Genomic DNA, 24,655 nt, shown 5'->3' on the forward strand with positions numbered 1-24,655 from the left:
AATAACATACTGAGCAAAGAAAGAAGATGCGTGGGTATAAGGATATTACGATGATAAAACAACATAGAATAGAGCGGTATTTTATTAGCGCTGCGTTGTTACTCGCAATGATATTTTTTTCTTACTCTGCATCTGCTTTAACTCCAAGTAACCTACCTAACAAAAACGACATTAAAAGTTCGCTCACCGCATTAAGTAAAAAAAGTAGCTTAAGTGAAGAAGAAAAATTGGTGCGCGGGGACTTAGAAAAAACATCCGATTTTTATAATGAATTAGATAAACTCGAACAGCGAACAGAAGAACTGCAAAAAAAACTTAATCGAACCAATGAAGAATCAAGAATTGCTGTTCAAGGTTTACAACAAGTTAGAAATGAAAGCCAACAACAGGCTTCGCAATTTGCTGAAAAAATAAAAAATAGCTCACTTCCCCAATTAGAAGCCCTACAAGCGACCTACTTAGAAAACTTACAGTCGGAACAAAACGACCTCGCAACCTATAATAGCCAACTAATCGGTTTACAAACCCAGCCAGAACGCGCGCAGGCGTTGATGTTGGATAATGCGCGGCGGTTACAAGAAATTCGTAATGAACTTAACAGCACGGTTAATGACTCAGTGAGCTTGCGCCCATCTCAAATTGATATGCTGCAAGTTGAGCAGTATCTCTTACAGCAACAAAATGAATACCAAAAACGTATTTTGCAAACCAATACGCAATTACAAGATGTTCTGCAAAAACAACGTGATTATACCGCTGCATATATCGCTCAGCTTGAGGATCATGTTCAACAATTACAAGCCGCTATCAGCAACCGCCGTCTAGATGATTCCCAGTCAACGGTACGCGAAGCGTTAAATACTTCTGAAGCGGATATTCAAGCGCAGCAAAACCCCGTCATCCAAAAAGAAATCGCCATCAATAATGCGCTCAGCGATCGTTTGATTCAAGTGACTGAAGATAGCAATAAGCTGGTGCAAAATGGCATTCGTGTTAAAGCATGGCTAGAAAGGGCGACGCAGTCAGAACGTAATTTGAAAGAGCAAATTAACGTTTTACGTGGGAGCTTATTGCTATCTCGTATCTTATTCCAACAGCAAATTGATTTACCGCCAGATATTTTAACCAAAAACTTACCTGTGACGATTGCGGATTTACGTCTTGAACAGTTTGATATTAATCAGCAGCGTGATGCTTTATATCAACCTAATGACTACATCTCTGGTTTAGAGAGCCAACTGGCCGTCAAAACAGGTGAAGAGCAGGGTAACGGATCATTGCTATCAACAGATGATAAGGCCGCATTGACCAAGCTTTTAGATGTCAGGCGTGGCTTGTTAGATGAACTCAACCAGCAACTGGGTGGGCAAATTTCCCAAGCAATTAACTTACAGCTCGACCAAAACCAATTATTGAGTGTGGTAAGCTCCCTTGAAAATACATTAGCTCAGCAAATATTTTGGGTGAACAGCAATAAACCGATGGATGTGGAGTGGATTAAAACCTTCCCTGAAGCCGCGGCAGCCCAAATCAGCAGCTTTGATTTCAGTTTATCGTCTCGCAGTATTCAGCGCGGGGTAACAAACTCATTGTTAGTGGTGATCCCGCTGGTATTGATTGCGGTGATTTTTATTTGGTTTCATCGCAAAATTAACCGACGTTTACAAGAGATTGACCAACGCTTATCGAGCCTACGGAATGACAGTGTTTTGAGCACGCCAATAGCGCTCTTACTGACATTGATGCAAACCCTGCCTATCTCTTTATTATTATTGGCAATAGGTTATTGGTTCTTAAAAACAGGTAATGTCCAAGGGCCGTTCTTTTGGCAGTTTTGCCAGCAGCTTGCCGTTTTTTGGGCGTTGTTTGAACTCACATTTCGCATCTTGAAGCCCCAAGGCATTGCACAGAAGCATTTTGGGATAGACCAAGGCACTATCTCACGAACGCGTCGGCGTATGTCGCGCTTATCTATCCCGCTGATCCCATTAATCTTCTTTTCAACTTATGGGGTTATCAACCCATTAAAAGTTTCAGAAGATGTGATTGGGCAATTGATTGTTTTCGTTTCGCTACTGTTGTTGTGTATTTTTACCGTGCCATTTTGCAAACAAGTTTGGCAAGAGAAAGGCAGCCATTTAACGCGGACGATTGTTATCACATTATTGACGTTTTCCCCGCTTATTTTAGTGGGGCTAATGATGGCTGGCTACTATTACACCACATTGCGTTTGGCAAACCGCTGGCTTGATAGTTTGTATTTGTTGTTGCTTTGGTACATCACCTATAACGCCTGCTTAAGGGGCTTGACGCTGGTGGCACGCAAGCTGGCTTATCAACGTGCAGTCGAACGCCGTGAAGCATTAAGGCTAGAAAGGCAGGAACCGCAGGAAGATGCGGAAAATGAGCCAATTAAAGAGCCGCCAATGACCATTGAATTGATTAGCCAGCAATCTTTGCGTTTAACAACCATGGTGCTGTTTATCATATTTGCGTTGGCATTTTACGGCATTTGGTCTGATTTTATTACGATTTTCTCGTTTTTTGATAGCGTAGAACTGTGGCGCTATAGCGATGTTTCTCCTGAAGGTACGAATATTCTTCAGTCAGTGACGCTCGCTAATCTAATTTTAGCGGTGGTGATTATTATTGTGGCGTGGGTGATGACGCGTAACTTACCGGGCTTGTTAGAAGTACTTGTTTTATCACGCTTAAAATTGAGGCAAGGGTCAACTTATGCCATCACCACAATACTGACTTATATCATCGTGGGTATCGGTGCGATTGCGTCACTCGGCATGATTGGTGTGACATGGAACAAACTGCAATGGTTAGCTGCCGCTTTAACCGTTGGGTTAGGGTTTGGTTTACAAGAAATTTTTGCAAACTTTGTTTCGGGGATCATCCTTTTATTCGAAAGACCGATCCGCATAGGCGACACAGTCACCATCGGGACCTATTCAGGTACGGTAAGCAAAATTCGTATTCGAGCGACCACCATTGTTGATTTCGATCGCAAAGAAGTGATCATTCCCAATAAAGCGTTTGTCACTGAACGGCTGATCAACTGGTCGTTGTCAGATACGGTTACGCGGATCACGATTTCACTCGGCGTAGCGTACGGATCGGATCTGGACAAAGTGAAGCGTGTGTTACTCTCTGCGGCCACCGGTAATGCCAAAGTGATGACAGAGCCCGCACCGAGCGTCTATTTCACCACGTTTGGTGCGAGTACGTTAGACCATGAACTGCGCTTCTACGTCCGCCAAATTGGCGATCGCAGCGTGACCAGTGATGAAGTGAATCGAGCGATTGATAAACTGTGCAGAGAAAACGACATTGATATCGCCTTTAACCAGCTGGAAGTTCATCTGCACAATAATAAAGGGGAGGAGCTACAGGAAGTGCAACGTACCCCGAAAAAAAACGGCCATAATAACGAAAAATAATTAGAGTTATTCAAGGCAAGTGGTTTCTACTGCTTGCTTTTGCTGTTTTAAAACATAATCATTTTTAACAATATCAAGAGCTTTAAGAACAATATCGGTTTCAATATCTGATGTTTCTAATAAGTAAATCAAATCAACGGCAAGCTGTGTTTCGAGGGGGGCGTCTTTGAGTGAGTCCATTCGTGTTCCTTATATCGCAGTGTGTCGAATTATTCAAAATATTGATTTTCTTGATGCTCTATGGCTTTTTCAATGCGTAAAAGGGCTTGGCGGCAACGATACAAACGGCCTGCTAATGTTGCGAGCTCTTTTTGGCATTGATGTTGGATACGGTGATCTGTTAGCCCTGATAACTGAAGTTCTTTTTCACTGACCATTGCTTGGAGACGGCGCTCATAATCCTGATGTTGTGATAAACGTTCATATAAATCAACCTGTTCCTTTTTCTTGGTAAAGGATGATTCCTTTTCACGCAACGATTGCGTTGAAATTTCGCGGGAAATGGCCTGCATTTGATGCACAATTTTTTCGGTGAGAAAATTGACTTGTTCTGTGTGGTTCAGTGTGACACTGTTACACAACTGCTGATAAAGGTTATTCAACTCTTTTTGGCAGTCCCCCAAGCGCGTCGATTTATGGCTAAACAGCTGCATATCAAAACGGGAGTGGGAAAACTCATTATCTTTAATGGGGGCAACACGGGTTTCTAACTCATCAATCTGCTTTTTTAACGCATCCAACAGAGCCTGTATTTTCATTTTTTGTTCTCATTAAATGTGAAAAATCGCGGAAAATTGATATTCAGCAACAAAACTCGCTGCAAATAGGCGGCTGCTTATTGCATTTTTATGGTACTTTACATAGATTCTACACTTTCGTGTTTACTACATGGCTTTTATTATGACCGCTAAAGAGCAACAACTGCAATTGATTAAAGAAAGTATCGCATCCATTCAAGATTATCCAATCGAAGGTGTGATCTTCCGTGACATTACGACTTTGTTAAATAACCCTGCTGCCTATCAAGCAACGATTGATATGTTAGTTGAACATTACCAAAACAAAGGCGTCACTAAAATTGTAGGAACTGAAGCGCGTGGTTTTCTATTCGGCGCACCAGTTGCATTACGTTTAGGCGTGGGTTTTGTTCCTGTTCGTAAAAAAGGGAAATTACCGCGTGAAGTATTAAGTATGACTTATGATCTCGAATACGGTACCGATACCCTTGAGATCCACAAAGACAGCATTCGTCCAGAAGATAACGTGCTGGTGGTTGACGATCTGCTGGCGACTGGCGGAACGGTTGAAGCAACCGTGAAAATGATCAAACAGCTGGGTGCTAATGTGGTCGATGCTGCATTCATCATTAGCCTGCCTGACTTAGGTGGTGTTGAACGCTTACAAAAAGAAGGCGTTTCTTCATACAGCTTGGTTGAATTCCCAGGCCATTAATCTTTATTTTCCCTCTATTTTTATCACAGTCTCGCCGTAGAGGTTGAGGCTGTGGTAGCATGTACTATGATTACCTTTATTCACACATCATTATTAAATTACTGTGGGATCCATGAGCTATCAGGTACTTGCCCGTAAGTGGCGACCTCAAAAATTTTCAGACGTTGTTGGCCAACAACATGTCTTGACTGCACTTGCTAATGGGCTGGCGCACCAGCGGCTTCATCACGCCTATCTTTTTTCGGGTACCCGCGGCGTTGGGAAAACGACGATTGCACGCCTTTTTGCTAAAGGGCTTAATTGTGAAACAGGGATCACTGCAACACCTTGTGGGCAATGTGCAAACTGCCTCGAAATCGAGCAAGGTCGCTTTGTTGACCTGATTGAAATTGATGCCGCTTCGCGAACTAAAGTCGAAGACACCCGTGAATTGCTGGATAACGTGCAATACGCACCCGCGAGAGGGCGCTTTAAAGTGTACCTTATCGATGAAGTCCATATGCTTTCACGGCACAGTTTCAATGCGCTGTTAAAAACCCTTGAAGAACCGCCTGAGCACGTCAAGTTTTTATTGGCAACAACAGATCCACAAAAACTGCCAGTGACGATTTTATCGCGTTGCTTACAGTTCCATCTTAAAGCGTTGGATGTGACGCAAATCAGTGAACAGCTGGAGGTTATTCTCAATGCCGAAAATATTGAACATGACCTGCGTGCACGCCAGTTAATTGCTCGTGCTGCCGATGGCAGTTTGCGTGATGCATTAAGCTTAACTGACCAAGCCATTGCCATGGGGCAAGGCAAAGTCACCGCAGACATTGTCAGCCAAATGTTAGGGACGCTGGATGATGAGCAACCTTTAGCCATTATCGAAGCCCTCGTTAGAGCCGATAGCATTGCGGTTATGACCCAAGTGGAACACGCGGCAAGTCGCGGTGCTGATTGGGAAAATTTATTAGTCGAAATTTTATCGCAACTGCACCGTATTGCGATGATCCAGCTATTGCCTGCGGAACAAGAAACCGACCCATCTTCAACCGAAGGGCGTTTACGCCAAGTGGCGAGAGTCGTTTCCCCTGCGGATCTGCAACTTTTTTACCAAACACTGCTGGTGGGTAGAAAAGAGCTTCCGTATGCCCCAGAGCGGCGTATGGGGGTTGAAATGACGCTATTGCGAGCGTTAGCTTTTCACCCAAAGAGCGTGATTGAAGAGATTGAACCGCCCCCAAGAATTGTGCAGCAAGCGCCAGTTATAAATCAGCCTGTCGCTCAGCAACGTGTTGCTCCTTCAATGCTGCGTTCAGAAAATTTGCCTGAAAATAGCCCGACAGCGCAATTGCTCAAAGCAAGGCAGGCACTACAAAGTGAGGATCCTAGCCCAAAAAAGGCTAAACCGGTGATGTCTGAAAGGGCAAAGCCGGCGGTATCAGCACTTGAAAGGCTGGCCGCCGTGACCAGCAAACATCAACAAAATGTGGAAAATAGAGCATCTGGGTCTGCGAAATCGGAAAAACCGAAGCAGTACCAGTGGAAGCCGCAAAACGAAGCGGCCATGCAGCCAAAAGAGGCGGTTACGACGCCAACGGAGATCAAAGAGGCACTCGAATACGAGAAAACCCCTGAATTAGCAGTGAAAATTGTCGAAGAAGGGCGTGAGCGAGATAGCTGGTCAGGTAAAATTGCACAATTAAATATTCCAAAGCTAGTTGAACAATTAGCTTTGAATTCATATATAGAAGAATTAAGTGAGTCGCAAATTGTGTTGCATTTGCGCCCCGCTCAGAAACACCTTGATAAACCGGCTGCACACAAAGCACTGGAAGAGGCTCTGAGCGAACTGTATGGTCGTACTGTTGAACTGAAAATCGTTCACGATGATAATAGCGAGGTGAAAACCCCGCTAGAATGGCGACAGGCGATTTATGAAGAGAAACTGGCGCAAGCTCGCCAGTCTATTATTGCGGATAAAACGATTCAAAAATTGCGTTCCATGTTTGATGCGCAGTTGGATGAAGAGAGTATTCGCCCCGTTTAACGCTACAGTCTTATGTTTAGCTGTAGCCTCAGTTGTGAGAGAAAACTATGTTTGGTAAAGGTGGATTGGGTAACCTGATGAAACAGGCCCAGCAAATGCAAGACAAAATGCAGAAAGTTCAGGAAGAAATCGCCAACTTAGAAGCAACAGGTGAATCAGGCGCAGGTCTGGTCAAAGTCACTATCAATGGCTCACACAACTGTCGTCGCGTAGAAATCGACCCAAGCTTGCTCGAAGACGACAAAGATATGCTGGAAGATTTAATTGCTGCGGCATTTAACGATGCAGCGCGTCGTATCGAAGAAACCCAAAAAGAAAAAATGGCGAGTGTTTCCAGTGGTATGCAATTACCACCAGGCTTTAAGATGCCATTCTAATGCAAACCAGTCCGCTTCTTGAATCATTAATGGAAGCTCTGCGCTGCCTTCCCGGTGTCGGGCCCAAGTCAGCGCAGCGAATGGCTTTCCAACTACTACAGCGTGATCGTAGTGGCGGGATGCGTTTAGCGCAGTCGCTCACACGCGCAATGTCTGAAATTGGCCATTGCCGTGATTGCAGAACATTTACCGAACAAGATGTCTGCAATATTTGCGATAACCCCCGTCGCCAACAAAACGGTTTGATTTGTGTGGTGGAAAGCCCTGCGGATATCTATGCCATTGAGCAAACAGGCCAATTTTCAGGGCGTTATTTCGTTCTGATGGGGCACCTGTCACCGCTAGATGGTATCGGTCCGATGGATATTGGTTTAGACAGGCTTGAAGAGCGCTTAGCTGCCGAAACGATTGTCGAGGTGATTTTAGCCACCAATCCGACGGTAGAAGGCGAAGCGACGGCAAATTATATTGGGCAAATGTGCGCACAATATGGGGTGACGGCGAGCCGTATCGCCCACGGGGTGCCTGTGGGCGGGGAGTTGGAGCTTGTCGATAGCACGACTTTGTCCCATTCGCTCTCCGGCCGCCTTAAACTTTGATATCCTCGTCATACTTTGCACTGTAGCGTTGTTGTCTTCATGCGTTAACCCTAGTCACATACTCGTGTATGCTCCCAGGGATTAACGCATTCGACGCCTAGCTACAGCACAAATTATTTAGAGGATATGATTGAAACTCTCTCATCCTCGGTTTCTTTTAAAATAATTTATATTGTTATTATTTCCTTTCTAATCATTGGTTTTAGGTTTTTATTCGATAAAAATTTTTGCCTTTGTCGCTTGAATTTCTGTTTTTTGCCCCCAACTAATCTGCATCGGTAAGTCAAACCTATCCAATTAGATTGATGAAATAGAGGCGATTAATGAGTATGAAAGGACAGGAAACACGTGGTTTCCAATCAGAAGTTAAACAACTCCTCCAATTAATGATCCATTCTCTTTATTCCAATAAAGAAATTTTCCTGCGTGAGCTTATCTCGAACGCATCTGATGCGGCAGATAAACTGCGTTTTCGTGCGCTGTCTAAACCAGAATTGTATGAAAATGATGGTGAGTTACGTGTACGCATCAGCGCAGATAAAGACAATGGCACGCTGACCATTAGCGATAACGGTATCGGGATGAGCCGTGACGAGGTGATTGACAACCTTGGGACAATCGCAAAATCAGGTACAAAAGCCTTCTTAGAAACTCTCGGTAGCGACCAAGCTAAAGACAGCCAAATGATTGGCCAGTTCGGTGTGGGCTTCTACTCGGCGTTTATTGTGGCTGACAAAGTTACCGTGCGTAGCCGTGCTGCGGGTGCGCCAGCTGATGAAGGCGTTTTCTGGGAATCTGCAGGCGAGGGTGAATACACCATCGCTGATATCGAAAAAGCAGAGCGTGGGACTGAAATCACCTTACATTTGCGTGATGACGAAAAAGAGTTCCTTGATAACTGGCGCTTACGTTCCGTTATCAGCAAATATTCCGACCATATTGCGCTGCCTGTTGAAATCGAAGATAAAAACGAAGAAGACGGCACGGTCACTTGGGAAAAAATCAACCAAGCAAAAGCCCTGTGGACACGCAGTAAATCTGAAATTTCAGACGAGGAATATGTTGAGTTCTATAAACATATCTCCCACGACTATGCCGACCCACTAACGTGGACACACAACCGCGTCGAAGGTAAACAAGAGTACACCAGCTTGTTGTATGTGCCTTCCCAAGCGCCATTTGATTTGTGGAATCGCGACCAACAACACGGCTTAAAACTGTATGTTCAGCGTGTATTCATCATGGATGACGCAGAGCAGTTTATGCCAAATTACCTGCGTTTTGTCCGCGGTGTCTTGGATTCCAATGATTTGCCACTAAACGTGTCTCGTGAAATTTTACAAGATAGCGCACTGACTCGTAGCTTACGCAGCGCATTAACGAAACGCGTCCTGCAAATGCTCGAAAAACTGGCAAAATCAGACGCAGAGAAATATCAAGCCTTCTGGCAGCAATTTGGTTTAGTGATGAAAGAAGGCCCTGCGGAAGATATGGCGAACAGCGAAACTATCGCGAAATTGCTGCGTTTTGCGACAACACATACCGACAGCAACGTACAAAACGTGTCGTTGGAAGAGTATGTGAGCCGTATGGTTGAAGGTCAGGATAAAATTTACTACATCACCGCAGACAGCTATGCCGCAGCGAAAGGTAGTCCACACCTTGAATTGTTCCGTAAAAAAGGCATTGAAGTCCTGCTGTTATCTGACCGCATTGACGAATGGATGATGAACTACCTGTCTGAGTTTGATGGCAAACAGTTCCAATCAGTCAGTAAAGCAGATGAATCATTGGATAAACTCGCCGATGAAAACAAAGCAGAACAAGAAGAAGCAGACAAACAGCTGGAGCCGTTTGTTGAGCGCGTGAAAACCTTCTTAGGTGAGCGTGTTAAAGAGGTGAAATTAACGCACCGTTTAACCGACACACCCGCGATTGTCACTACCAACGCCGATGAAATGAGTACGCAAATGGCGAAATTATTTGCGGCTGCGGGGCAAGCAGCGCCAGAGGTGAAATATAACTTTGAGCTAAACCCTGCGCACCCATTGGTGAAAAAAGCGTCTGAAGTCTCAGATGAGTCTGTCTTTGCTGACTGGGTGGATGTCCTGCTGGATCAAGCCTTACTGGCAGAACGCGGCACATTAGAAGATCCAAACCTATTTATACGAAAAATCAATGAATTACTTTTAAAGTAACGTGAGCTTGTATTTTCGTTTTTGAACATAAACCGCGCTTTTGCTTATGCTTTAGCGTGGTTTTTTTCTTTTGCGAAAAAAGATAAATGCGAAAACGTTTACGTGTGTTCTTGAGTAATGCGCCATGCTAATGGTATGGTAGCGTGTTTTCTTTTCAAATTATAAAAAACTAAATAGCAAGGGGTTTACGCAATGCGTATCATTCTGCTGGGCGCTCCGGGCGCTGGTAAGGGCACTCAAGCTCAATTTATTATGGAGAAGTTTGGGATCCCACAAATTTCAACAGGTGACATGTTACGTGCAGCTGTTAAATCAGGGAGCGAGTTAGGTTTACAAGCTAAAGAGCTGATGGATAACGGTAAATTAGTGACTGATGAACTCGTTATCGCACTGGTTAATGAGCGCATCAAACAAGATGACTGCCGTAACGGTTTCTTGTTGGATGGGTTCCCTCGCACAATTCCACAAGCGGATGCGATGAAAGAAGCGGGTATCACCGTTGATAACGTACTTGAGTTCGACGTACCAGACGAAATCATTGTTGAGCGTATTATCGGTCGCCGTGTTCATGCACCATCAGGCCGTGTTTACCACGTCAACTTCAATCCACCAAAAGTGGAAGGCAAAGATGATGTGACGGGTGAAGAGCTGACTATTCGTAAAGATGACCAAGAAGACACAGTTCGTAAGCGTCTGGTTGAATACCATGCGTTAACAGCGCCATTGATTGCTTATTACCAAAACGAAGCGAAAGCGGGTAACACCAAATACTTTAAATTAGACGGTACTCGTAAAGTCGCAGAAGTTAGCGCAGAGTTAGCGAAAATTTTAGGTTAATATTTATACGTATCATGCGCTAAATTACAGTATTGATAACTGCAATTCGAATTATTTAGAGTATGAATGTATTATGTGAAGGCAGCGATTATCGCTGCCTTTCTTTTTTATACCACTTGGTGACAAAAATCGTTATTTAACTGTGATAAAGTTGGGAATGATTATCAATTAGGAGCTGTTTCATGTCAGAAAAAAAAACCGGCATTCTGTTAGTTAACCTAGGAACCCCTGATGCCCCAACGACTTCAGCAGTGAGACGCTATTTAGCCGAGTTTCTTAGTGATAAGCGTGTTATTGATGTGCCGAGCTTGATTTGGAAACCCATTTTGCACGGGGCAATTCTGCCACTTCGTTCATCGAAAGTCGCCAAACTCTACCAATCAATTTGGCTTGATGATGGCTCACCTTTATTGGTGTACTCATTGCGCCAAAAGCAAAAATTGGCAGAGTTGATGCCAAATACCCCAGTAGAAATTGGCATGAGCTATGGTTCTCCTTCTGTTAAAAGTGCCGTTGATAAATTAATGGATCAAGGTGTTAATGATTTAGTGGTTTTACCGTTATACCCACAATACTCTTGTACAACAACTGCGGCGGTGTATGACGCAGTAACAAGAGCGTTTCAAGGTAGACGTACCATTCCGTCAGTGCGTTTTATTCGCAGCTATGCGACGCACCCCGCTTATATTCAAGCATTAGTCGCATCAATAGAAGAGAGCTTTGCAGAACATGGTGAACCCGATAGGCTAGTATTGTCGTTCCACGGCATCCCACAGCGTTATTGTGATACAGGGGATATCTACCAGCAAGAATGCGAGCAAACGGCTCAGTCGCTTCGAGAGGCGCTAAATTACCCAAGCGAAAAAGTGTTACTCACTTACCAGTCACGTTTTGGTCGCGAACCTTGGTTGATGCCATATATGGATAAAACCATGCATGAATTACCCTCAGAAGGCGTAAAATCTGTTCAGGTTATTTGCCCAGGTTTTTCGGTTGATTGCTTAGAAACATTAGAAGAAATAAGCGAACAGAATAAAGAGTTTTTTATCAGCAGTGGGGGCAGTAAATATAATTATATAGCGGCGTTAAATGATAATCCAAATAGTATTCGTATGATTAATTTAATTATTCAGGATGAGCTAATTTAGGTTATCGCTTAAATTAGCATTAAAAAGTTCGGTAATCGATATATCAAAATTTCCAATATAGACTATAATAACTTATCTTAAATTATAAATTATTAAAGAAATGTTATGTCTTTTGGAATTAATATGAGCAACGAGCAACCGCCACGAAAGAACATTGAGCAGAAGTCAAACTCTGCTCATCAATTTCATATTCAACAGAATGATGAAATTGACCTTATGGCGTTATTGAGTGTTTTATTAAAGAATAAAGTATTGATTATTATTTTTACGGCTTTTTGTATCGCATTAAGTGTGGGGATTGTTAAACTCTTACCTCAAAAGTGGAGTAGTACGGCGATCGTTATTCCACCTATTTCTGAAAACATGAAGGAAGTTAATGCACTAAAAGCCCAATTGGATGTGCTTGAAATTCCTATCGATTTAACCTCTCAACGTATCTTTAATACCTTTATTGACCAATATCGTTCTAAAGTTAATCAAAGCGATTATGTCAAAAGTACAGCGTATTATCATAAGTTTGCACAAAATGTTGATCCTAAAGATGATGTGATGGCACAGCAGCGTTTAGTGAATCAAATCATCAATAACGACATTCAAATCCAAGACCAATCCAAAGAAAAAAATAGTACTTCGAGCGATATCGTCTTGAAATTTACAGCTCCACAGCCAACGGAAGCGCAAGATTTACTGGATGGTTATATCCGCTATAGCGCCTCCAAAGTGAGAAGCCAGATTAAAAACGAAATTGATAATACGGTTTCTCAACAGCTTATTTTTGCCACTGAATCCCTAAAGCGTGAAATGAGCAAAATTCAAACTGAGTACGATGTTAAAGTTGAAAGACTAAAACGTGCGGTTGATATTGCTAAAGCGGCAGGGATTGAAAAGCCCATTGCTAGCGACTCACAGGCGATTAACGACGACCCTGATTACCCTATCGCATTAGGGGCTGAGGCGTTAGAAAAGAAATTGCTGATTGAGACACAAAATCGCGACTTAGCTTTAATGAGTGAAAACCTGCAAAATCGCCAGATTTATATCAATGAAATCAATGAGCTTAAAAGTAAAGAATTGGGTTTTACGCCAGTAACGTTTATCCTGCAACCTGATTTGCCATTGAGTAAAGAATCACCGAAATCAGCGTTGATAGTGGCATTAAGCGCCATTCTAGGCTTAATTTTAAGCTGTGCATTTGTATTAAGCCGCGAGCTTTATCGCGATTATAAACTGCAAAATCACTAAACTAGCTATACAAAAGACAAACGATGAAGCCAGTGCTTTCTTTGAAGGTGCTGGCTTTATTTTATCGTGCTAGAATAGCGCGATGTTCCATTGTTAATCTTCTTATTATGAAATTCCCCGGTCAACGCAAGTCAAAACACTATTTCCCTGTCAGTCTCAGAGATCCCCTTTTACAGCCATTAAAAGAGACATTGGCAGATGATGAGAATTGTAAATCCTATATTGTCGGGATAGACCAAACTCTTGTGGATATTGAAGCAAAAGTGGATGATGATTTCATCCAACGTTATCAGCTCAGCAAAGGCCACTCATTGGTTATTGAAGATGATGCTGCGGAAGCATTGTATAAAGAACTAACTGACAATGCGCTGATTACGCATGAATTTGCGGGTGGTACTATCGGTAACACGCTGCATAATTACTCGGTGTTAGCGGATGATAGATCGGTGTTATTAGGTACAATGTGCAATAACATCCAAATTGGCAGCTATGCTTATCGCTACCTGTGCCACACGTCAAGCCGTATGGATCTTAATTATTTGCAAGGTGTAGATGGGCCTATTGGTCGCTGCTTCACATTGATTACCGAAAATGGTGAGCGGACATTTGCGATTAGCCCTGGTCATATGAATCGTCTGCACCCAATGAGCATCCCTGAAGAGATTATCGCAGGCGCATCGGCATTAGTTTTAACAGCATATTTAGTGCGTTGCAAACCGGGTGAAACCATGCCAGATGCCACGATGCAGGCCATTGCCTATGCAAAAAAACACAATGTGCCAGTAGTGCTTACCCTTGGAACTAAATTTGTGATTGCCCAAGATCCGCAATTTTGGCGTGATTTCCTTGCTGAGCATATTTCAGTTGTCGCGATGAATGAAGATGAAGCACAAGAGCTGACAGGCCTGAGTGACCCGTTATTAGCCTCTAATATGGCATTAGACTGGGTTGATTTGGTGCTCTGTACAGCGGGCCCATCAGGGCTGTATATGGCAGGGTATACGGAAGAGAGCTACAAACGTACAACTCAACATCCATTATTGCCAGGGGCGATTGCCGAATTCAACTTATATGAATTTAGCCGAGCTATGCGTCAGCAAGATTGCCAAGTACCGTTGCGCATATTTTCGCATATTGAGCCGTATATGGGCGGCCCTGAAAAAATCATGAATACAAATGGGGCGGGAGATGGCGCATTATCTGCGTTACTGCATGATATTACTGCAAATTCCTACCATCGTTCCAATGTGCCTAATTCCAGTAAGCATGAGCGTCAATATTTAACCTATTCGTCATTGGCTCAGGTTTGTAAATATGCAAATCGGGTTAGTTATCAAGTGTTAACCCAGCATTCCCCTCGGCTAACTCGTGGGCTTCCTGAAAAAGAAGACAGTTTAGAAGAGTCTTATTGGGAACGTTAATCATTAGATTATAATTTATCCAATTTCTGTCTGTTCAGTATAAAAATGCTTTAATTTCCATAAGGAGATTAAAGTGTTTTTATAGACTCAATGAGACATATCATTAATAAGTTAATAAAAAGCCAATTATTTAATTCATTGATTAACTATTCCTTCCTTCTTGATAATCAAAAATACATCAAGCTAATTTATATATTAATTACCAATACTAAACTCAATTGCTCTCATCGTTCATAATGATGAATAACCCAAAAAAACAGCATTCGACATTATGGAGTAGCAATATTCTAATAATGATAAGTTGTAATAATGTTTTTCATTGTCATCATAAACCCTATGAACTGCTATCGCTCAGTTTTAAATGACGGTTTAGTGCATGGACCTATGGCGTGCAGTGGCATTGTTGTTATCAAGCGCATCATCAATAGAACTAGTAAATTTCTCCACATCATTTCACATTAATGTTGCTATAGATTTTGCAATTTTATGTTCACCAATAATGGTACGGTCAGTATCACACTTTTTAATAAAACTGACTCTATGAGAGTGTTGTTTAAAAACAATGTTTAAATATGTAATCAAAAACACGTTGTTGCGTTAATGCAGCTAAGGCATTTATTAATTTATTATTAATTGAGATAGTAATAATAATTTTGGATATGTAAAGTAAATTATTATTTACATACTTACAAAGAAAAGGTGTAAAGCATTATTTTAATATTGTACGACAAATTCCCATAAGTAATATTAGCTACCTTATTTATAGGGTAATTGGTTTTTTAGCGGGTATATTTTCTTTCTGTTTAATTTAATAACATTACATATTAAAAGGTTATAGTATTAATATATAAGATATGGCAATATGGAGTAAATTTGTAACAAAATGTTAACTCATTGATTTTATTTTGTTTTTTTTAACTCGCGAGACGGGTTAAAATTAATTATTAAACGTGATCTTCATCAATTTTGGTATTAATGTATTAATAGGTGTAAAATTAAGGGTTTTATATCGAATTACATATTTAATGATGTCAGTTTTAGTGTTATCTCTGGCTAATTCTTGCTCGTCAAAAAATGATGGATAAGGTATTGGTTTGTTATGAAAGGGTTTTATTTTAATAAGTCTATTTTTAAGTGTAAAAAAAAACTTAAATATCAATAGCTGTGCTTTTTTCGATAGTTGCAATTATTTTACTGAATATATTAAAATTCGTCGCAACAGCAGAGTGGTAATATAAGTCAAATAAACATATCCGATATTTAAATTTGGCTTAAGTTATTTTTTGGAAATATAAAAATGAAAGAAGAAAGTGTCCACACTACAATGTTGGAATCTAAACAACATATGTCTAGTGCAGTAGGTCACCAAATTCACTTATTAAGAAAAAACCTTGGTATATCAGGGAAAACATTAGCCGAACAAGTTGGTGTTTCTCAACAGCAAATATCACGTTATGAACGAGGTATTTGTCAAGTGAGTATAGATACACTGATATACATATTGCATAATCTAGGTGTGCCATTAGATGAGTTTTTTTTTAAAGTATCCTTATCTTTAAAAAAGGACATGCCAGATTTTTATGAAAAATATCAACCAATATTTTTACCTTTAATGGATTTTAATAATGAGTATGCAATTCGAAATAAACAGTACCTTTATTTCGATTGATTATTTTTTATTGGAAAATAATTTTGGTTTTTTATGTCTGTTTTATCACTGTAAATTTATTTAAATAGATCTTTAGTTTTTATTTTTATATGAATAAATTTTTTATTAAATATTATATTTGAGGCAATTATGAAAAAATTAATTATAGCGACATTAGTTTCTGGTGTAATGAGTTCATCTGCTTTAGCTGTTGATGCAGGTAAAGGAACTGTTACTTTCACGGGTTCAATTATTGATGCACCGTGTTCAATTGCACCTGGCGATGAAAATCAAACCGTGGAACTGGGCCAAATTTCTAATGTGACATTAGAAAATGGTGGCGCATCTTCAGCTCAATCTTTCAAAATCAATTTAGAAGGTTGTAACCTGAATGCTAAATATACAGACAGTAAAGGTGACGAGCAGACTTATAATAATACTGTAGATGTTACTTTCGCAGGTACAGAGTGGATTAACGGCACAACAAACACAGGTTTATTGCAAATTATCGGTGATGCAAAAGGCGCTGGTATTAAGTTAATGAATAAATCAGGTGCTCAAATCAATATCAACTCAGCGGTAAACCAAAATTTTGTTAAAGGTGAAAACGCGTTGAATTTCCAAGCAGCTCTGCAAGGTGTTAACGGCACAACGGTTACTCCTGGTGAATTTTCAGCAGTGACTAATTTTACTCTGCAATATAACTAATTAGTACGGATATCCCCCTGAACATCTTTGGTGTCAGGGGAATTAATGAAGAAAGGGATGCAAGGTTATGAAAGCGATAACAGGTGCTGCATTATTACTGACCAGCTTTTTAATACCATTGCCTTTCGCTCAGGCTGAAAAAGTACAGTTGTTAGGCCTTGTGAGTATGAATGGCAGTATTGTGGACTCTGCATGTGCCATTGATATAGGTTCTTATGAACAGTCAGTTGATATGGGGATATTGCCTGTAAGTGCTATTCGTCAACAAGGACATGGCCCAGTTCATCCTTTTTCAATTAAATTAATTGGTTGCCAATTAGTACCTATTGATGGGAGTAATTGGAAAACATTTTCCGTCACCTTTGATGGAGCTTCATTAGGAGAATGGTTTACCGTATCAGGTGAAGCCAGAGGGGTAGCATTGTTATTACAAGATGCTCAAGGGAATTCAATTTACCCAGGAAAATCGATGGCTCGTCAAAATATAGTTCAAGGTGAAGCTGTTTTAAATTATGGATTACGGTTGGTATCAGACAATAAGCCATTACGGCCAGGTGAATACCAAAGCGCGATCCGTTTTAAGTTGGACTATTACTAATAACAATAATTCTGTTCATATTTTTTCCTGACGTTAATTTCTAGGGATATTATTCATGTCTTCATCACAACCTTTATTTCTTCGTCCTACAGGGCTTAGTTTAGCTATCGCGTTGTCATTATATGGTGTATTAACGCCAATATGGGCAGCACAAGCTATTCAGTTCAATACTGATGTATTGGATTTAGAAGACAAAAATAACATCGATTTAGAACAGTTTTCACAGGCTGGATATATTATGCCTGGTAACTATTCATTGGCATTAAAAGTGAATAGCGAGCAAGTTGCAGATATTTCAGTGCCTTTTTATCTCGCTGAAAATGATCCTAATAGCAGTATCGCGTGTTTATCTCCTGATATTGTTCAACAACTAGGCTTAACGGCTTCAGCGTTGAAAGATGTTAAGTGGTGGCATGATGGGCAGTGCTTAGAGCAAAATAGCCTTCCTGGAATGCTAATTAGTGGGGATTTATCCACTTCTTCTTTATATGTCAGCCTACCTCAGGCTTACCTTGAATATACCGCACCAAATTGGGACCCTCCATCACGTTGGGATGACGGAGTTTCAGCGCTGACATTGGACTACAATCTAAACGCAAATTCTAACCATTCATATAATGGTGGTAAAGATACACACAGCGCAAATGGTAATGGTGTTGCAGGCGTTAACCTTGGTGCATGGCGTTTTCGTGCCGATTGGCAAGGAAGAGTAAACCATACTGCGGGCCGTTCTCAAGGAACTCAAAAAGATTTCAATTGGGATCGCTTCTATGCCTATCGTGCGTTACCAACGGTTGCTGCAAAATTAGTACTTGGTGAAGATTATTTAGTTTCTAATATTTTTGATTCATTTCGCTATATTGGTGCAAGCATTCGTTCAGACCTCAATATGCTACCTCCTAATTTGCGAGGCTATGCGCCGGAAGTGACGGGCATAGCGAAAACTAATGCCACCGTAACGGTGAGCCAGCAAGGTCGTATTTTATATGAAACGCAAGTCGCGCCGGGACCATTTCGAATTCAAGATTTAAGTGACGCGGTGAGTGGCAAGTTGGATGTAACAGTTAAAGAGCAAGATGGCACCGTTCAAGAGTTTCAAGTTGATACGGCTAATTTGCCATATTTAACACGACCGGGGCAAATTCAATATAAATTAGCGTTAGGACAACCAACAGATGATAAGCGCCATAGTGAAGGAGATAACTTTGCTACAGGTGAATTTTCTTGGGGAGTGAACAACGGCTGGTCACTGTTTGGTGGAAGTTTAAACAGTCAACGCTATAACGCGTTATCACTCGGTGTTGGTCGCGATTTATTAGTTTTTGGTGCTTTATCTTTCGATGTTACTCAATCATTTGCGCGTTTACCAGAAACCGGGCAGCTTACGGGGAGCTCGTATCGTGTTAACTATTCAAAACGTTTTGATGAGATAGATAGCACTATCCAATTTGCGGGTTATCGTTTTTCTGAACGTGATTTTATGACGATGTCTGACTTTCTAAATGCAAGAAAAACAGGAGAGCGTTCAGGGGGAAGCAAAGAATTATATACCGTTTCCTTAAACAAAAATTTTGCTGATATTGGAATGTCTGTTTATTTGAACTACAGCCACCAAACCTATTGGGAGCAGCCAGATAATGACTATTACAGCATTATGCTTTCTAAGTATATGGACCTTGGTTCATTAAAAAATATTAGCTTCACGCTGTCTGCTAACCGCAGTGTTTATAACGGGGTAAATGATGACAGCATCTATTTGTCTACTTCAATACCGTTAAGTAATGGCGCTAGCGTTGGTTATTCAATAAGTAACAGCCATTACGATACTACCAATAGAGCCACCTATTTCGACCGTATTGATGATCGTACAACTTACCAATTGAGTGCGGGTAGCAATAAAAAAGGGGGAATGGGGAGTGCATTTGTCACCCATGAAGGTGATAGCGCACGTATAACGGCAAATGCCAGCTACATGAACAACCAATATAGTGCATTTGGTGTCACAGCAAGTGGTGGTATGACGTTAACGTCTGAGGGTGGAGCAATACATAGGATGAACTCACTGGGCGGAACTCGTTTATTAGTAGACACGGATGGTGTTTCAGGTGTTCCGATTAAAAGTTTTAAAGCACCAATAGAATCGAACCATTTTGGTAAAGCGGTCGTTGGCGATGTGAATAGTTACTACCGTAGTAAAGCTCAAATTGATTTAAACACCTTACCCGATGATGTTGATGCTCAACAATCGGTGGTACAAGCAACTTTAACTGAAGGGGCTGTAGGGTATCGCCATTTTTCTGTGGTTTCAGGTCAAAAAGCAATGACTGTATTGCGTATATCAGATGGTAGCTACCCGCCATTTGGTGCTCAGATTGTCAATAGTAAAGGGCAAAATACAGGGATTGTCGGTGATGCAGGAAATACTTATATCAGTGGAATAAATCCACAAACCTCAATGACAGTCACTTGGGGGGAGGATAAAGCCTGTGAAATTCAATTTCCGGCAAGCATAGATTTGCAACAGGAGGCTTTACTGCTGCCATGTATACCAATAGATAAGGCGGCTGTATTAGTCAATAGAACCCGCTAAAAATTAAATAGAAAATAACGGTGTACTTATTATTGAACACCCATAAAACGACTTAGTGTAATGACCGAACCATTTGAAAGGTGAAATACCATGACAGCAAATAAATACTTATACTCATTAGCCAGTGTTATGAGTTTAATTCTTTTAAGCAGCGCAGCACAAGCGGCGATATCAATGGATAGAACGCGCGTTGTTTTTGATGGTGGACAAAAATCCATCTCGTTAAATATTTCTAATAACAATAAACAATTACCTTATTTGGCACAGGCTTGGATTGAAAATGAAGAGGGTAAAAAAATACAGTCACCATTGATTGTGTTACCGCCTGTTCAACGCCTTGAGCCAGGTAAATCAAGTCAGGTTAAAATTGAGTCATTGCCTGCTATCGCTAATTTGCCTCAAGATAGAGAGTCTCTGTTTTATTTTAATATGCGTGAAATTCCACCTAAAAGTGACAAACCAAATACGTTACAAATTGCGTTACAAACTCGAGTGAAACTGTTTTATCGTCCGAAAGCTATTCAAGCAGAAAAAAATGGAACGCCTTGGCAGCAAAAAATAACGTTAGAAAAACAAGGCGAACAGGTCATTGTTAAAAACCCAACGCCTTATTACATCACTATTATCAATGCAGTTGGAAATAGTAAGCCTGTGAATGGGCAAGAGTTTACACCTGTGATGGTGGCGCCATTTGGACAAGATAAATTAGGGTTAACGGCTAGCCAATTAGGGAACAACCCACAAGTTATGTATATCAATGATTTTGGTGGGCGTCCTGCATTACAGCTTAATTGTCAAACAACAACATGTCAGGTTGTCTCCCAAAGCAATGATTAATCACTTTGAACCACTATATTGGCACGCATATTAAAAGACAGTAAGGAATAGTAGATGATTGACCTAAAAAGCAAAAATCGGTTTCGATATGGCCTTACTGCGGCTGTGGTAAGTTGCAGTGTTGTCACTTCAATGTGGGCTGCTAATAATAATTCTACGCTTTATCGTTCTGTTGATAATTGGAATGTTGATGGGCAACACGGTGTTGTTTATGTCTCCGGCTCATTAACAGAAAGCCCATGTCGCTTAGGTATGGCATCGAGTTATCAAACGGTAGAAATGGGGAATTTAGATATCGGGACTTTGAAACAAAATGGTCAAGGCAGTTCAGTCCCATTTCAAATTGAATTAGAAGACTGCGTTGACACTCCCACAAAATTAGAAAATAAACGTTCTGGTTTATCTATTTGGAGCATGAATCAACCTGCGGCAAAAATTCGTTTTTTAGCGCCAACAGCTGGTAATTTGCCGAATGTCGTTAAGGTTAATGGCGCTAGTGGTTTAGGGTTATTATTAACTACTGCTAAGGGCGACTTATTATCAATAGGCGAAGCAAGTAGCCCGCAGTGGTTATCTCCTAATCAAAACCAATTAACATTTTATGTCACCCCTGTACAGACAGGTTTATTACAGCCTGGGGCTTATTCAGCTTTGATTTCTTTTGAAATGCAGTATGAGTAAGTGAGGGAAATATGAAAATAATGCTTAATTTACCTTTTCTATTTGCCATTAATCGCGTTGCAAACGGCATGCTTTTGGTCGTGTTGTGTTTTTGTTCCAGTATTGCATTCGCTGAAACGTACACATTAAAAGTGAAAATAACCGTTGTTGAAAAAACGTGTGATATTTATGGGAATGGTGGTATCAACCAACCCATCACAGTTGATTTAGGGGATATAACCATCAAAAAAATTGATGGTGTTCGGTATGAAACTGACATTCCTTATACCATTGATTGTGAAGATTCGGCTCAAAACCCAAAGTTAAAATTAAAATTTGATGGGGCTTCTAGTCCTTTTAATGCCAATTTACTCAAAACACAAGACCCCAATTTAGGTTTGCGCTTCAAGGCTGGCACCACATTGTTAAACCTTGGTGCATGGGAATATTTTAATTATGCAACTAGGCCTACATTGAGTGTCGTTCCGGTGACAAGCCAAACGGGTGGAGTCAAAGACGGTGAGCTAGATGCGTCTGCAACCTTGAGTGTGGAGTATCAATAGTGAAAAAGAATCATATTCGAGGGATCGGGTTAATATTGTCTGGCTTAGTTTCACTCAATAGCTATGCAGTAGACGTTAAAATTAAAGGTAATTTAATTAAGAACCCGCCGTGTCATATAACAGGTCCCGATGGCCCAGACCAACCAATAAAAATCCAGTTTGGAGAAATGGGGATTACTAAAATTAATGGCGAAAACTATCAACAGAAATTCACCTTAAAGGTGAATTGTGAAGATGGTTTGGGGGAGGGCGTTTTGCTCTATTTAGAGTATAGAGGGATAAAGTCCCCCTTTGACAATAACGCAGTACAGGCTTATCCCGCGGGGTTAGGCATCCGTTTATATCATGGTGGGGCAGTCATTCCGCCGAATACTGGAACGAAGATTATAATGTCAAACAATGATACCGCAGATTTGCCATTAACCGCTATTCCAGTGAAAGATAATCGCCCCTCAGCGGCATTGCGAGAAGGTGATTTTACGGCATCAGCTACCATTGAAATATTATATCCGTAAAGAGGCAATGATGGCTAAACGTTATTACACCGTAGGTTATTTGATGTGGCTTAGCTTCATACCTCTATTTGCGCAGTCAGATAACCTGAAAAATATTGAGTACACTGGCACTTTGGTCGCACTGCCCTGCACAGTCGAGCCTTCATTTGAAATTATTGGGCTAGATATGGGGAATATAGTCGCAAAACAGCTGTATTTACACAAACGTACAACGGGCGTGGAATTTGATTTTGTATTGAAAGATTGTAGCACTTCGTTAGGGAGTGGGATTACTGCAACGTTTACAGGTAATAGTAACACGGAAGGGTTACTCGCTTTCGATACTAGTAGTGAGGCTTCTGGTGCCGCTATTGGTATTGAAACGATGAGTGGCGTAAAGCTACCGATTAATCCTGATAAGCCCTACTTAGCCCATCGGTTATATGATGGCACAACGACCGTCCGGCTGCGCGCTTATGTCGAAGGTGATAGCGCTGCAATAGCAAACCAATCCATTACTCCCGGCTTTTTCAGCGCAACAATGACCTATACCTTAGGTTATGAATAATCATTTTAGATAATTTTTATTTACTGCAGTGCTGGAAATATCAGAGTAGTAAAATTAACGATTAATGGAAGTTCTTATATGTATCGTGTGTTATTTTTTTTATTTCTTCTCATTCCTGAGATTTCTACTGCTGCCATATGGTCTTGGGGGAGTAGTACAGGGGATGCAAACCAGCGGGTACATAATACCCAATATACTGCTAGAGTTGTTTGTGGTGCTGGTGGTATTGGTGACCCTCAAACGTGCAGTGTTTGGAGCGGCTCAGTTGCTCAGTGTTGGGGAGCTAATTTGCCAAGGTGGGGGGCAGGGCAGACAGGGAATTATACATGTACCTATACTCAAGCAACCTTACTAAAAAGTATTGTTTTTCCGTATATTGAGCCGGGTGCCTGGTACGATAAAAGCAGTGCATGTACTATTGAGTGGCGGTTAGAGCCTTATTCAGGTTATATTAGGCTGTCGGTGACACAGCAAGCCGGAAATGTCGTAGGTATGACGTTAAAAGGAGCTGGTGTTTATAGCAAGAACAGCTCAAATTGTAGGGCAGATATCCTTTCATTAGGAAACACATGGGGTTACTCCACAGCAACAGGGGGGTTTTCTACTCAAGCAATAAAAGATAATCATTATGGCAGTGAGTTTAAATATTGTTTATATATTGATAATCGCGCGGTAGATCCAACCTGTTTGTCATCTGGGCCATCAACCCCGATGCCAGAGCCAGACCCTGTATATTGTGATGTAGAAACGCCAAATACCATTGATTTTGGTGTCGTAGGGATTAAAGATTTGGCCTCAAGTACCAATACAGATACTGTAACGGTAAGCTGCTCAGGTCCCGCGAGTGTATCAATGTCATTTTCAGGCGGAAATGGCTCGGCCCAAAATGGATTACGATTTCCTCTAGGTAAAGCGCTATCAGGGGTAATCTGCTTCGCAGACAATGGTAGTTGTAATAAAGATGGTTTTAAGAAAATGATAAGTTATAAGTCGGGTACTTCTATAAATACGATTAAAACGTCTATATTGCAATCAGGAAATGTTGAAGCTGGTAATTACGAAGCGAGTATTGTGCTTATTGTGCAGGCGTATTAATTCAACTATGTAGAGTGAATGATAAGGAAAGGCTGAATAAAAAGCACATAAGCAATGTGTATGACTAGTCCTGATATAGGTTGACAACTTTTCAGTCATAAAACGCCCGATGAACTTCATTGGGCGTTTTATAGTT

General features: G+C 41.1%; 22 protein-coding genes. 20 read left to right on the forward strand and 2 right to left on the reverse strand.

Translation table 11 applies throughout. The features are described 5' to 3' along the window. Positions 1-50 precede the first annotated feature (50 nt). A complete protein-coding gene (gene mscK, locus AC4IFO_RS11870; RefSeq protein ID WP_490734604.1) occupies positions 51-3,449 on the forward strand; it encodes a mechanosensitive channel MscK in 3,399 nt (1,132 codons plus the stop codon). A 6-nt stretch (positions 3,450-3,455) separates the two neighbouring features. On the opposite strand, the gene AC4IFO_RS11875 is transcribed toward mscK, so the two are convergent. Next, positions 3,456-3,629: a DUF2496 domain-containing protein gene (locus AC4IFO_RS11875; RefSeq protein ID WP_490734606.1), complete on the reverse strand. Its 174-nt coding sequence runs from the start codon at positions 3,627-3,629 to the stop codon at positions 3,456-3,458. 29 nt (positions 3,630-3,658) lie between these two features. After that, on the reverse strand, positions 3,659-4,207 hold the full coding sequence (gene priC / locus AC4IFO_RS11880; protein WP_490734608.1) for a primosomal replication protein PriC: 549 nt from the start codon (positions 4,205-4,207) through the stop codon (positions 3,659-3,661). 142 nt (positions 4,208-4,349) lie between these two features. Here priC and apt point away from each other — a divergent pair, with 142 nt between their 5' ends. From apt to AC4IFO_RS11975, 19 genes are all read left to right on the forward strand, one after another. Continuing rightward, entirely contained in the window at positions 4,350-4,901 is a 552-nt protein-coding gene (apt, locus tag AC4IFO_RS11885; protein WP_219246132.1) for an adenine phosphoribosyltransferase, read from the forward strand. A gap of 112 nt (positions 4,902-5,013) precedes the next feature. Further along, positions 5,014-6,936 (forward strand): DNA polymerase III subunit gamma/tau, encoded by a 1,923-nt coding sequence (gene dnaX, locus AC4IFO_RS11890; protein WP_490734610.1) that lies wholly within the window; start codon positions 5,014-5,016, stop codon positions 6,934-6,936. Between the two features lie 47 nt (positions 6,937-6,983). Then, on the forward strand, positions 6,984-7,313 hold the full coding sequence (locus tag AC4IFO_RS11895) for a YbaB/EbfC family nucleoid-associated protein (RefSeq protein WP_070925175.1): 330 nt from the start codon (positions 6,984-6,986) through the stop codon (positions 7,311-7,313). Continuing rightward, the gene (recR, locus tag AC4IFO_RS11900) at positions 7,313-7,912 is read left to right on the forward strand and encodes a recombination mediator RecR (RefSeq protein ID WP_273803791.1); all 600 of its coding nucleotides are present in this window, start codon (positions 7,313-7,315) and stop codon (positions 7,910-7,912) included. The genes AC4IFO_RS11895 and recR overlap by 1 nt, the downstream gene beginning before the upstream one ends. A 329-nt stretch (positions 7,913-8,241) precedes the next feature. Further along, positions 8,242-10,110 (forward strand): molecular chaperone HtpG, encoded by a 1,869-nt coding sequence (htpG, locus tag AC4IFO_RS11905; RefSeq protein WP_490734634.1) that lies wholly within the window; start codon positions 8,242-8,244, stop codon positions 10,108-10,110. A gap of 192 nt (positions 10,111-10,302) precedes the next feature. Then, a complete protein-coding gene (adk, locus tag AC4IFO_RS11910) occupies positions 10,303-10,947 on the forward strand; it encodes an adenylate kinase (protein ID WP_206082928.1) in 645 nt (214 codons plus the stop codon). Positions 10,948-11,129: 182 nt separating this feature from the next. Continuing rightward, positions 11,130-12,095, forward strand: a complete 966-nt coding sequence (gene hemH / locus AC4IFO_RS11915; RefSeq protein WP_490734612.1) for a ferrochelatase — start codon at positions 11,130-11,132, stop codon at positions 12,093-12,095. 123 nt (positions 12,096-12,218) lie between these two features. Next, complete coding sequence (gene wzz(fepE) / locus AC4IFO_RS11920; RefSeq protein ID WP_490734614.1) at positions 12,219-13,337, forward strand: LPS O-antigen length regulator Wzz(fepE); 1,119 nt, start codon at positions 12,219-12,221, stop codon at positions 13,335-13,337. A 107-nt stretch (positions 13,338-13,444) separates the two neighbouring features. Next, the gene (locus AC4IFO_RS11925) at positions 13,445-14,758 is read left to right on the forward strand and encodes an inosine/guanosine kinase (protein WP_353242015.1); all 1,314 of its coding nucleotides are present in this window, start codon (positions 13,445-13,447) and stop codon (positions 14,756-14,758) included. Positions 14,759-16,055: 1,297 nt separating this feature from the next. After that, a complete protein-coding gene (locus AC4IFO_RS11930) occupies positions 16,056-16,427 on the forward strand; it encodes a helix-turn-helix domain-containing protein (protein ID WP_490734616.1) in 372 nt (123 codons plus the stop codon). Between the two features lie 129 nt (positions 16,428-16,556). Beyond that, positions 16,557-17,114 (forward strand): fimbrial protein, encoded by a 558-nt coding sequence (locus tag AC4IFO_RS11935; protein WP_490734618.1) that lies wholly within the window; start codon positions 16,557-16,559, stop codon positions 17,112-17,114. 67 nt (positions 17,115-17,181) lie between these two features. Beyond that, positions 17,182-17,712, forward strand: a complete 531-nt coding sequence (locus AC4IFO_RS11940; protein ID WP_490734620.1) for a fimbrial protein — start codon at positions 17,182-17,184, stop codon at positions 17,710-17,712. A gap of 55 nt (positions 17,713-17,767) precedes the next feature. After that, complete coding sequence (locus AC4IFO_RS11945) at positions 17,768-20,302, forward strand: outer membrane usher protein (RefSeq protein ID WP_490734622.1); 2,535 nt, start codon at positions 17,768-17,770, stop codon at positions 20,300-20,302. Between the two features lie 90 nt (positions 20,303-20,392). Next, positions 20,393-21,139, forward strand: a complete 747-nt coding sequence (locus AC4IFO_RS11950; RefSeq protein ID WP_272539460.1) for a fimbria/pilus periplasmic chaperone — start codon at positions 20,393-20,395, stop codon at positions 21,137-21,139. 54 nt (positions 21,140-21,193) lie between these two features. Further along, positions 21,194-21,820 carry a fimbrial protein gene (locus AC4IFO_RS11955; protein WP_490734624.1) on the forward strand — a complete coding sequence of 209 codons (627 nt, stop codon included), beginning with the start codon at positions 21,194-21,196 and terminating at the stop codon, positions 21,818-21,820. Between the two features lie 11 nt (positions 21,821-21,831). Further along, positions 21,832-22,362 carry a fimbrial protein gene (locus AC4IFO_RS11960; RefSeq protein ID WP_490734626.1) on the forward strand — a complete coding sequence of 177 codons (531 nt, stop codon included), beginning with the start codon at positions 21,832-21,834 and terminating at the stop codon, positions 22,360-22,362. Further along, positions 22,362-22,877, forward strand: coding sequence for a fimbrial protein (locus AC4IFO_RS11965; RefSeq protein WP_490734628.1), 516 nt, complete (start codon positions 22,362-22,364; stop codon positions 22,875-22,877). The genes AC4IFO_RS11960 and AC4IFO_RS11965 overlap by 1 nt, the downstream gene beginning before the upstream one ends. A gap of 10 nt (positions 22,878-22,887) precedes the next feature. Beyond that, entirely contained in the window at positions 22,888-23,424 is a 537-nt protein-coding gene (locus AC4IFO_RS11970; protein ID WP_490734630.1) for a fimbrial protein, read from the forward strand. 78 nt (positions 23,425-23,502) lie between these two features. Then, positions 23,503-24,519, forward strand: coding sequence for an MrpH family fimbial adhesin (locus AC4IFO_RS11975; protein ID WP_490734632.1), 1,017 nt, complete (start codon positions 23,503-23,505; stop codon positions 24,517-24,519). Positions 24,520-24,655: the final 136 nt, after the last annotated feature.

The organism is Providencia sp. UF-224 (genome assembly GCF_058245955.1).